At 68.4% G+C, this 10,847-nt stretch carries 8 protein-coding genes; 2 read left to right on the top strand and 6 right to left on the bottom strand.

The window, feature by feature from the left end; genetic code table 11:
• From SACPADRAFT_RS29155 to SACPADRAFT_RS29150, 4 genes are all read right to left on the bottom strand, one after another.
• The coding region (locus SACPADRAFT_RS29155; RefSeq protein ID WP_007025021.1) for a beta-ketoacyl [acyl carrier protein] synthase domain-containing protein at positions 1–1,434 on the bottom strand (1,434 nt) is incomplete at its 3' end.
• Positions 1,431–2,426, bottom strand: coding sequence for an RnfABCDGE type electron transport complex subunit D (locus tag SACPADRAFT_RS0221315; RefSeq protein WP_007025020.1), 996 nt, complete (start codon positions 2,424–2,426; stop codon positions 1,431–1,433). The genes SACPADRAFT_RS0221315 and SACPADRAFT_RS29155, both read right to left, overlap by 4 nt.
• Complete coding sequence (locus SACPADRAFT_RS0221310) at positions 2,423–4,321, bottom strand: ASPIC/UnbV domain-containing protein (RefSeq protein ID WP_007025019.1); 1,899 nt, start codon at positions 4,319–4,321, stop codon at positions 2,423–2,425. The genes SACPADRAFT_RS0221315 and SACPADRAFT_RS0221310 overlap by 4 nt, the downstream gene beginning before the upstream one ends.
• Positions 4,322–4,344: 23 nt before the next feature.
• Positions 4,345–5,277: a DUF1702 family protein gene (locus SACPADRAFT_RS29150; protein ID WP_084258554.1), complete on the bottom strand. Its 933-nt coding sequence runs from the start codon at positions 5,275–5,277 to the stop codon at positions 4,345–4,347.
• Between the two features lie 1,249 nt (positions 5,278–6,526).
• Between SACPADRAFT_RS29150 and add the strand changes: the two genes are divergently transcribed.
• Entirely contained in the window at positions 6,527–7,588 is a 1,062-nt protein-coding gene (gene add, locus SACPADRAFT_RS0221300; RefSeq protein ID WP_007025017.1) for an adenosine deaminase, read from the top strand.
• Between the two features lie 51 nt (positions 7,589–7,639).
• Here the strand turns inward: add and SACPADRAFT_RS0221295 are convergent, their stop codons facing one another.
• Both SACPADRAFT_RS0221295 and SACPADRAFT_RS0221290 read right to left on the bottom strand, forming a co-directional pair.
• The gene (locus tag SACPADRAFT_RS0221295; RefSeq protein WP_007025016.1) at positions 7,640–8,929 is read right to left on the bottom strand and encodes an aminotransferase class V-fold PLP-dependent enzyme; all 1,290 of its coding nucleotides are present in this window, start codon (positions 8,927–8,929) and stop codon (positions 7,640–7,642) included.
• Positions 8,926–9,666, bottom strand: coding sequence for a crotonobetainyl-CoA--carnitine CoA-transferase (locus SACPADRAFT_RS0221290; RefSeq protein WP_007025015.1), 741 nt, complete (start codon positions 9,664–9,666; stop codon positions 8,926–8,928). The genes SACPADRAFT_RS0221295 and SACPADRAFT_RS0221290 overlap by 4 nt, the downstream gene beginning before the upstream one ends.
• Positions 9,667–10,050: 384 nt before the next feature.
• Here SACPADRAFT_RS0221290 and SACPADRAFT_RS34230 point away from each other — a divergent pair.
• Positions 10,051–10,847 (top strand): serine/threonine-protein kinase (locus SACPADRAFT_RS34230; protein ID WP_007025014.1); only part of this gene is annotated, 797 nt, incomplete at its 3' end.

Genomic DNA, 10,847 nt, shown 5'->3' with positions numbered 1-10,847 from the left:
CCGGCGCCGCCCGAGCGCGGCCACCCGGGGCGGCAGTGCCTCGACCGGGCGCCCGGGGAGACCCCGCAGCACGACATGCGCGTTGACCCCACCGAAACCCATGGACGAGACCGACGCCAGCGGCAGGGTCGTCGGCCACGGCTCCGGCTCGGCGAGCACCCGCAGCGGGGTGTCCGCGCGGCGCAACATCTCGTGTGGCCGCTCCACCCCGGTGGTGGGCGGCAGCACGCGGTGGTGTACCGCCAACGTGGCCTTGATCAGACCCGCGACGCCGGCCGCTGCCTTCGTATGGCCGATGTTGGCCTTGATCGAACCGAGCACGGCGTGCGCCGCCCCGTGACCGCGCACCTCGGTGAGCGTGGCCAACTCGACCTCGTCCCCGACCTTCGTACCGGTGCCGTGCCCCTCGACCAACTCCACGTCATCCGGCGCGATCCCGGCCATCTCGTAGGCGCGATCCATGGCCAGCCGCTGACCATAGGTCCGGGGCCTGGTGAGCCCGCCCGCACCGTCCGACGAAGTTCCCCAGCCGGCGAGCCGGGCGTAGGTGCGCAACCCGGCGCGTTCGGCCTCCTCGGCACGCATCAACGCCACCACGCCGCAGCCCTCGCCGGGCAGGAACCCGGTGGGCGAATCGTCGTAAACCCGCATCCGATCCACCGCCAGCGCGCCGGTTCTCGCGAAACCGACGAGCTCGAACGGGTCGAGGCTGAGGTCCACGCCCCCCGCGAGGGCGAAGTCGAGGTCCCCGTCGAGCAGTGCCCGGCCGGCCGTCATCACCGACAGCAGGCTGGAGGCGCAGGCACCGTCCACGGTGAAGCCGGAACCGTGGAAGTCGAAGTGGTTGCACACCCGGCCGGCGATCGTGTTCGACAGCGCGCCCGCCAGCGACTCGTCACCGGGCACGGGGAACTGATCCCGCACCAGCTCGCGCAGCAGCGTGAGGGCGTGTGTCGCGCTGTCCCCCTCGATTCCCGCCCCGTCGAGTGCCGCGGCCGCGGCCCGACGGAGGTACGGCCACCGCAGCCGCAGCTGCGTCGCGCGGGAGAACTCCCCGGTGAGCGAGTTGCCCAGCACCACGCCGACCCGGTCGCGGTCGAGCCCGGCCCCGTTCGGGAATCCGGCGTCGATCAGTGCCTCGGCGGCGGTCTCCAGGGCCAGCCAGTGCACATGATCCACAGCACGGTGCAGCCCGCCGGGCACCCCGAACCGCTCCCGGTCGAACCGCCAGTTGCGCAGCAGCCCGGCATGCGTCAGATAGGTGCGGTCGCGGTCGTCGGACGATCCGATGTACGCGCCGGACAGTCGTTGCTCCGGCATCCGCCGGAACGCGCGCCTCCGTGCGAGCGCGGTCTCCCACAGATCGTTCGGCGACGCTGCGTCCGGATAGCGGCACGCGATACCGACGATCGCGATCTCCTCGTCCCGGCTCATGACTTCTCCTCGATCACCGGTGTGGATGCGGGCTCGGGCGACGAAGACGGCAGGATCGCGGCCACCCGCAGCACGACGGCCCGGGACAGGCAGGTGATCACCAGGGCGAAGAACAACCCGAAGGCGATCTCGTTCACCACCAGCAGGCCGTAGACAGTCGCCACGGTCACGCCGAACACCATCTGGCCGCGCCGGGCGGTCGGAGTGCTGCCCGGATCGGTGATCATGTAGTTGGTGAACAGGATGAACGCGAGACCGGTCAGCGGAACCAGCGCGCCGAGCAGGGAGTGATCCAGGAACAACCACCGCAGTACCGCCTGGGCGACGAACCCGCCGAACCACGCGAGGATCAACGGCATCTTGCCGGTGAGCTTGGCGTTGAGCATCGTGCCCGCCATGAGTACGCCGAGCGGGATCAGCCAGTCGAGAGCGCCGGTGGTGAAACTGGTGAAGTGGTAGGGCGGAGCGATCCCGACCCACGGGAAGAGTACGAGGACCACCGCGATCCCGGTGTTCGACGGATTGAGTACGTGGCGCAGCTTCCCGTTGACCCGTAACCGGAGCAGGTACTTGCTGCCGTTGCCGACCGTGATCGCGAAGATGTACGGCCACAGCGACGAGTTGCCCCACAGCAGCATCCCGCACGCGAGTCCGGTGATGTGTGCGGGTAGTAGGAACACCGCGAGCTCACGTGCGCCACCCGTGTAGGCGGGCGGCACGCTCCGCGCACGGGCATCGATCGCCTCGAAGCCCAGTGCGGTGGCGTAGCTGACGAGGACGGCCACGAGGGGCGTGATCGGTGCCTGTTCGAAGCCGAGCACGGTGTAGCCGAGAAGGTTGAACACGCTGATCGAGATCGCGAAACGTACCAGTGCCTTGACCCGGCGCTGGTTCGGTGTGGGCCCGGCAGGTGCTTCGTCGGCCCGAGCGGGCGGGGCCTGCTCGGTAGGGGTGCCGCGGTCCAGGTCTGATGACGTCGAGGTCGTGGTCATCGCACTTCAGCCGTTCCGTCGGTGGTGAGCAGGATGGTTGAGCGGCCGGGGCTGATCTCGACCCGTGCCTCGTGCTTCCCGCCCGCGTCGCGCCAGGTCACCGTGGCGGGCACGGACTCGTCGGAGGGCAGCGCGAAGTGCAGCTCCGAGGAGGACACACCCGTGTGGCCGTTGGCCGGATAGAGCTGCGCGCGCTGCGGCCGCTCCGGATCATGCAGCCGGATCTGTGCGCCGATCGCGGGCGTGACCGCACCGTCCGACCCGGCCCCGGCCGCACGCACCAGGCGGAGTCCCGCGGAGGCCCCGGCCGATGCGCGGTTCAGCAGCAGCACGGAGTCCTGCCATTGATTGGCCGCGACGGCGTCGAGTCGCCCGTCACCGTCCACGTCCCCGAAAACGAGAGCCCGCGTGTTGTCATCGTCGGACAGGCCGCTGCGGCCGGAGAGATCGGCGTAGCGGCCGTTCGGCCCGCGCACGAAGAAACGGTTGGGCTCGTGCCCGGACAGATCATCGCCGGGACCGAATTCCGGCCAGAAGGCGGGGTCGTGCACGAGCTCGTCGTTGCCCATGGCGAGTTCCTGCAGCACCGGCCACCGGTCGATCTCGCCGCGGAGGAAGCCGTTCGCCTGCATGATCTCGTCGACGCCGTCGTTGTTGAAGTCGCCGGCGCGCACGTCCCAGGACCACCCGCTACGCGCGATCCCGAGCGACTCGGCACGTTGGGTGAACGGGACCCGGCCCTCGACGAGGTCTTCGGGCTTCCCGCTCGGGACGAATGCGAGGTTGCTCTCGTGCAGAGCGAACGGCGTGGTGATGTTGCTGACCAGGATGGTCGGTAGCGCCGCGTCGCCGTCGTAGGTGAAGGTGACGCCCATGCCCTTGAACGAGTCGTGGCCCAGCACCATCGACTTGGGTGTGACCAGGTCGCGGTCCCCCCGGACTTCGGTGAGCCGGACCCGGCCCGGCGTGGACTCGTTCAGCATGAGCTGGTCCGGGCCGAAGTCGTTGGCCTGGTAGATCTCCGGTCGACCGTCCCCGGTGAGGTCCTGCATACCGGTGGCGAGCGTCCACGACGACGCCGACGCACGGGTGAGCGCGTTGCTCGCGTCGGTGATCTTCGGCAACTCATCGGGGCGGCCGGTCGGCTCGGTGAGCAGCAGCCGGTTGCGTCCGCCGTTGCGGGCCAGCGACATGGAGTCCTGCATCTCCATCCGGGTGTCGTCGGCGGTCGGGTCGAGCACCCGGGCACCATCCGGGAAGTAGTTGCCGATCAGAAGATCGAGGTTGCCGTCACCGTCCACATCGCCGACGTTGAGCGTCGCGGAGTTCCACACGGAGCTCGGCTCGATCAGCTCGACGGGACGGTGACCGTCCGCGGTCGGAACACCCACACCCCCGGTGTTGAGGAAGACCACCGGCGACCGGCCCCAGTAGTGGACCAGGTGGTCGATGTCGCCGTCCGCATCGATGTCGGCCGGTACACACCCCATCGGCGCCATGGTGTCGTCGTAGGGCAGCCCGTCCGGCCGCAGATGTACCGGGTCGTAGCCGCCGTCCGCCGACGGACGGGCCGGCCGTAGCGTCACGGAGTCGTCGCGCGGGTCCACCAGGCACAAGTCGCCGGGGCGGCCGAGGCCGCGCACGTCCGACAGGCCGGCGGCCGCACCGACGGAGGAGATCCATGCGCCGATGCCGTCGACGCCGGGCGCCACCTCGCGTGCCGTGCGCGCGTCCGGCGGCGCGGAGTTCACCCGCTGTTCGACGAACCGGAACCCGTCCGCCAACTCGCCGATCTCCTCCTCGCTCAGCCCCGGGCGCGCGACCATGACACCGAGGGCGGCGCACAGGGAGACGACGACCACGGGGGCGAGCAGCTTTCGTACTGGGATGCGCATGCGGTTCGGTCCTCTCCGAGAGGTCAGCGGAGTTCGGCGGCCAGTAAGCGCAGTCGCTGTTTCCATCGCAGGTATGCGCGCACATCGGTCCTGGCAGTGAGGTCGGCCGAGGTAGCGGTACACCACCGGGCCGCGTCTTCGACGGACGCACCGAGGAACAGCGCGGCCACTCGCCGGGTGTGCTCCGGCACGATGCCCGACCGATGCCGCGCGGCCGCACCGAACAGCACTCCCTGGGCGAAGTCGTCTCGGTACGGTGCCGACCGCTCGACGAGCCGGTCGCGCACGACATCGTCGGCCGCGCCGGCGTAGGTGACCGCGAGCCCCACACCGGCCCACAGATGTGGGCGTGCTCCCGGGGCCACACCGGCGATCACATCGGCGACGCCGTCGGGATCGCCGGACTCGGCGAACCACAAAGCCCTTCCGCAGCCGGCGAGCCGGGCCTCCCAACGGGGACCGGGACGTGCGGCGGCGCGGCGGCGCAGGGCGCGCAGACCACCGAAGTACACCTCACCGAAACCCGCGCCGTCCAGCGCGAGCCAGCGCAGCAACGGCTGGTCCGGCAGTCGCGGCACGGCGGTCACCCGAGCGGGCGTGAACAGCCACCCTGCGCCGACGTTGATCAAGTGGGCGTAACCGTCACCGGGCCCGTCGAGCAGCGTCCGTACCGCACGTGCCCGGCCCACGGTCAGCGTATCGACCAGTCCCGCATACATCCCGGCACCCTCGTACGCGAACCCGCGCTCGTCGTCGGCGATCTGATCGTGCAGTTCCTCATGCGGCGCCCCCCGTCGGGCGGCAGCGAGATTGAAACCGCGGAGAAAGCTCCTCGCATGCTCCTCGAGAGCGACCCTGGCCGCAGGCCGGTCCAAGCGGAATCCTCGGGAACCGAACTCCGCCATCGACAGCGGAAGACTCAACCACGCCGACGAACGAGAAGTCGATGTTGTCATTTTTTTCCCGTCAGTGCAAAACACGATGACATTCCCGGCGACACGACATTCCGCCCTCCGAATCAGTTTCGACCGATGGCGTCGACACCGAGTTGCACGATCGCATCGATAGTTTTACCAGCGATCGAGGCCGTGCTCAACCCGTCGCCAACATATTCGTCGACGCTGATATCTTCAGCTTACGATGCGCGACACGGCCGCCACTGTCAGGGGCGCTCCGCCATGTGGTAGATATTCTGGTTCGCCCGAACGGAATCGAGCTCGACAGACGAAGTAAGCGACCGTCGTCGACCGACCGACCACGCACCCGGTCCGGCACCGACCGGACTCCGCTCAAACGGTGTCGCTCGGGGCTCACGAACACCTTCCCGGATTCCGTCAACGAGATCCCCGAGCGGCGATGCCCTCAGCGCGGTGCCGACACGCAGGGCGCGCCGAACCGGCGGGAAGCCTGTTCCGCACCCGGCCACTCCTGGGTTCTAACCAATCGATCGGCCCTGATCACTGATCACGGGTCTCCGTCTTAACAGGCCCCGCAGAGCAGCACAAGAACAGCATTAACGAGTTGCTCCGTTCAGCCCAGACCATCGTGATGGATTCCGCCGTTCGGCCCACCGATGGGATTGAACAACGTCCCGGGCCTCGCCGTGGAACCCGGCTCGCCGGGTTGTTCGGAAACCCGTTTCCCGGTTATTACCGAACAGTTACCGAAGCCTGCCGGCCGGCGCGAGACTCCCGGTCGCCGGGTCTCGATGAACGCGCGCCCACGGAGCACACCCAGAAGCCCCTTGCACCTGGCCGGACTCCTCATTAGCATGCCCGTTGCGGTAAATTCTCGACCAGGATTCGGAGGTGGCCGCGACACTGTTCGGACATCGGCCCGTCCGTGCACGGCGCGATCCTGATAGCGCGGTGCACGGTCTTTCATCCAAGGCACTCGGAATCGTCCCGTCGAGTCGGATCCGATCCCGTCGGAAAGAACTGCTCAGCGCACGGTGAAAGGGATCCGGAGCAGCCAATTCCGACCGTCCGGCCCGGAGACAGACCTTCCCGACCGCATCGCCGGGACATCGTTGCCCACACACGACCCCACACGGCCGTAGCTTCCGAGTGCGACCCGCGTCGCTCCCGCCACCGGCGTGCCGACATCGCTTGCCGCCTCGATCGACATTCCGCTAGTTTGACTCCGTGGGCATTCGCGATACGGTCGGCCGGACTCGTGGGATCCTCGGCGAGGGACTCGTGTGTCATGGCTCGTGACACCACAGGGACTGTTGAGGCCTTCGTCGCGGCGCTGCCGAAAGTCGAGTTGCATGTGCATCTACTCGGCTCAGCCGACCTCACAACCGTCGCCGATCTCGCCCGCGGGCATCCGCAGGGAGAGGTACCGACGGACCCCGAGGAGCTCGCCGCATACTACGAATTCACCAACTTCGACCATTTCCTCGACGTCTACGTCGCCCTGAACCGCCTCGTCACCACCGGGGAGAGCGTCGAACGCCTGATCATCGGGCTCGCGGAGACACTGGCGGCCGATAACGTCCGCTATGCCGAGGTCACGGTCACTCCCCTGTCCCACCTGAAAGTCGGCATCGACCCTGCCGAACTGGCCGACGCGCTGGAGTCCGGCCGGCTGGCGGCCCGTGCGTGCGGCGTCGAGATCGCCTGGATCTTCGACGTCTCGGGCGACGACGGTCTCGTCGGTGCGTGGGCCACACTCGACTGGATCCTACGCCACCAGCCGGTCGGCACAGTCGCGTTCGGACTCGGCGGACCGGAGACCGGGGTCCCCCGCGCCGCGTTTCACGATGCCTTCGCCTCGGCGCGTGCCGCGGGGTTGCGCAGCGTCCCGCACGCCGGGGAAACCACCGGACCCGGTGAGGTCCTCTCCGCCCTCACCGAACTCCGCGCCGACCGCATCGGACACGGCATCGCCGCCGCAGACGCCCCCCGGCTGCTCGCCCACCTCGCCGAACACGACGTGCCGCTAGAGGTCTGCGTGACCTCGAACCTGCGCACCGGCGCCGTGGGTTCCTGGGCGGAGCACCCGCTTCCGAGCCTGCTCACAGCCGGGGTCCCGGTCACCCTCGGCACCGACGATCCCGGTATGTTCGGCACCACGCTGAGCCGGGAATACGTCCTCTGTGCCACCCGGCTCGGACTGGACTCCACCGAGCTCGCCTCCGTGACGCGCGCCGGGATCGATGCGGCCTTCTGCTCACCGGCGACCCGGCGTGCTCTGCACGCCGAGTTGGACGACGCGCTCGGTACCGTACTCCCGGAAGGAACCACTCCGGCGCCGTACCGGTGACCACGTACGGCGCCGGGGGAACAGGAGGTCGGCTGCGAACTCGTGGCCCGGCTACAGGAACCGTTCGGTAGGATGTTCGGTCGTCCAGAGGCCGGGCTCAACCGTGCGCAAGGCCCGGCTCACGAGCTCGAGCTCTTCGACGGTGTTGTAGACGGCGAACGACAGTCGCACGGTGCCGACCGGGTCAAGGGTGTCCACGAACGTGTTCGCGCAATGCACGCCGGCCCGGATCGCGATGCCGTTATGGTCGAGATGACCACAGACGTCATACGGGTGAATCCCGTCCACGACGAGGGAGACTATGCCACTGGGATCCGCGGCCGGATTGCCCAACACCCGTACCCCCGGTACATCGCCGACCTCCTCGACGGCCGCGCGCACGAGGGTTTCGTCGTGCCGCCGGATATCGCTCCACCCGATCTCAGTCAGATAGTCGAACGCGGCGGCGAGCCCGACCGCTCCCGCGACGTTCGGCGTTCCGGCCTCCAACCGGGCCGGAGCGGGAACGTAGCGCACCGGTTCGTCGGCCCGTACATCCTTGACCGTTCCCCCGCCGACCTGCCACGGCGGTAAGTCGGTCAACAGGTCCCGTTTACCGTAGAGCACGCCGGTGGACATCGGCCCGTACACCTTGTGCCCGGAAAAACAATAGAAGTCTGCGTTCAGATCGCGGACATCGACCTGGCGGTGCGGGATCGCCTGCGCACCATCGACGACGACGGGTACCTCCCACCGGTGGGCCGTGTCGATCAGCTCGCGCACCGGGTTGACAGTGCCGAGCACGTTGGACACGTGCGTCACCGCGGCCAATCGCACCCGGGGGCCCATGGCGTCGGCGAACCGAGAGGGGTTGAGCGCTCCCTGCTCGTCGGTCTGCACCACGACCAACTCAGCGCCGGTCGCTTCGCACAGCCGACGCCAGGGCAACAGGTTCGAGTTGTGCTCCATCCCGGTGACCACGACCTGGTCGCCTTCCGACACGGTAGCGCGCCCGAACGTGTCGGCCAGCATGTTCATCGCCGCGGTCGTGCCGGGCACGAACACCACCTCGTCGGGGTGCTCGGCGTTGATCGCGCGCTGAACGACCGCCCGGCTCTCCTCATACGCATCCGTCGCCGCGAAAGCGAGGCGGTGGTATCCGCGACCCACATTGCTGTTCGCCCTCGCGTAGTATCCGACCAGCGCATCCAGCACGGCACGGGGCTTCTGGGTCGTCGCGGCGTTGTCCAGATACACGAGCGGGTTACCGTCGAACGACTGCTCCAGGATCGGGAAGTCGGCCCGGACCCGCTGACCCAGCGAAGAACGACTACCACGGCCGGGACTCATCACGTTCGTCACACAGACTCCTCGCTGTCGCTCATCGCAAACATCCCCATGAATTCGTCCAGGAACGATCGGGGAAACTCGAATACTTTCTGATCGGAATACCGCCGCCGGTCTCCCCGGTCCAGGTGCGGGCCGAAGTAATACCAGCTGATCTGGGCGACCTGTTCGGTGAGCAACACCGGATGCACATCCGGTGTGTACATCCACAGATGACAGTATGTCGCTCGGAACTCGCCGCGTGCTGAGAAATCGTTGTCGAACATGACGTGCCCGAAAACGTCGTGCACCGCGCGGAACACGTCATTGTAACGGAACTCGACTCCACTGACCCGCAACCCGGTCAGGGCCGACATGGGATGGTACCCGGTCCTGCCCACGCCGTGCCCGGAGTCGGTGAGGTAGACGTACAGTACTCCGGTCGCGAGCACCGACTCCCGCAACGCGGCCGAGCCCCGATACGGCTGCCCCGACCAGACCCATGGCTCGATGGTGATCCCCGTGTCCAGGAGAAGCCGGTACTGCTGCAGCGTCTCCCACTTGAACCGGTGGTATAGCCGACTGAGCCGGGAGTCGTAGACCAGCTGGGGAGCACGGTCGAACCAACGCGCGACGCGACGACAGTAATCGGGATCCCAGCGCAACCTCGCCCGTCCACGTCGGCTCAACGGCTCGCCCCACCGTGCCCGGCCGGGATCCGAGCCCGCGACGTAGGCATCGGCCGCATCCGCCAATCGCCTCGCCAAGACCATTGTCGCTCCCGGTGGTACGTGCGATCACCTCGACACCGTCAAGATAACTATCATATTTGGTACTCAGTTACAACCACGAACGTGGTGTACTCGGCCCTCATCCAGCCGACGCCCCTGTCAGGTCATACACCACTTAATATTCGATACCGTTCAGAATCGGCTCGTGGGAACCGGCCGGCCTGCGGGCAGGGACGCGGCACTCCCCGGAAAACGATGCGATCGAGATACCCGCGACGGCTTATGTGTTGTTTCTCACGATTCCGTTGGTTCAAGACTCGGTGCGGCAGGGTTCGGTCGGGCACCTCGGGTCGCCTCCGCCGCTCAGACGGTGCGGTGTTGCCCGCCCTTACCCTGATCCGGGACACACACGGAAGGGTGACGCGGGTGAGCGAGGTCGGCGATCTGCTGGCGGGCCGGTACCGGCTGCGGCGGCACCTCGGCAGTGGTGCGATGGGCTCGGTGTGGCTGGCCGACGACGAGCGGCTGCAGCGGCAGGTCGCGGTCAAGGAGCTGCACGACCCCGGCACGGGCGGTAATCAGGCCGCCGCCGACGAGGCACGGCAGCGGGCCATGCGGGAGGGGCGCATCGCCGCACGACTGCACCATCCGAACGCGGTCGCGGTGCACGACGTCGCCGAGCATGCCGGGGCGCCGCTGCTGGTGATGGAGTACTTCCCGGCCACCGGGCTGTCCGACACGCTCGCCGCGCACGGTCCGCTGTCGCCGAGCACGGCCGCCCACCTCGGGAGCCAGGTGGCGGACGCGCTGGCCGCCGCACACGCGGCCGGAATCGTGCACCGCGACATCAAGCCCGCGAACGTGCTGCTGGCGCCGGACGGCACCGCGAAACTCGTCGACTTCGGCATCGCGCACGCCCGGGGAGATCTCACGGTCACCCAGACCGGGCTGGTGGCGGGCACCCCGGCCTACCTCGCCCCGGAGGTCGCGCGGGGCCAGGACCCCTCCCCTGCCTCGGACGTGTTCTCGCTCGGCTCCCTGCTCTACGCCGCGGTGCAGGGCATGCCCCCGTTCGGGGACACCGCCGGGAACCAGATCGCGCTGTTGCAGCGCGTGGCCGCGGGCACGATGCCCGTGCCGGACCGGGCGGGGCCGCTCACCCCCGTGCTGTCCGCGATGCTCGCCGCCGAACCCGGGCAGCGGCCGGACGTCCGCCAGGTCCG

Origin of the sequence: Saccharomonospora iraqiensis subsp. paurometabolica YIM 90007 (assembly GCF_000231035.2) — a bacterium.
GTDB classification, from domain to species: Bacteria; Actinomycetota; Actinomycetes; order Mycobacteriales; family Pseudonocardiaceae; genus Saccharomonospora; species Saccharomonospora paurometabolica.
This window is presented reverse-complemented; position numbering and strand designations above follow the sequence as displayed.

What these genes read in the sequence shown, in the direction of transcription:
- SACPADRAFT_RS0221315 (WP_007025020.1), bottom strand. Translation starts at nt 2,426, where the DNA reads ATGACCACGACCTCGACGTCATCAGACCTGGACCGCGGCACCCCTACC.
- SACPADRAFT_RS0221310 (WP_007025019.1), bottom strand. Translation starts at nt 4,321, where the DNA reads ATGCGCATCCCAGTACGAAAGCTGCTCGCCCCCGTGGTCGTCGTCTCC.
- SACPADRAFT_RS29150 (WP_084258554.1), bottom strand. Translation starts at nt 5,277, where the DNA reads ATGACAACATCGACTTCTCGTTCGTCGGCGTGGTTGAGTCTTCCGCTG.
- add (WP_007025017.1), top strand. Translation starts at nt 6,527, where the DNA reads ATGGCTCGTGACACCACAGGGACTGTTGAGGCCTTCGTCGCGGCGCTG.
- SACPADRAFT_RS0221290 (WP_007025015.1), bottom strand. Translation starts at nt 9,666, where the DNA reads ATGGTCTTGGCGAGGCGATTGGCGGATGCGGCCGATGCCTACGTCGCG.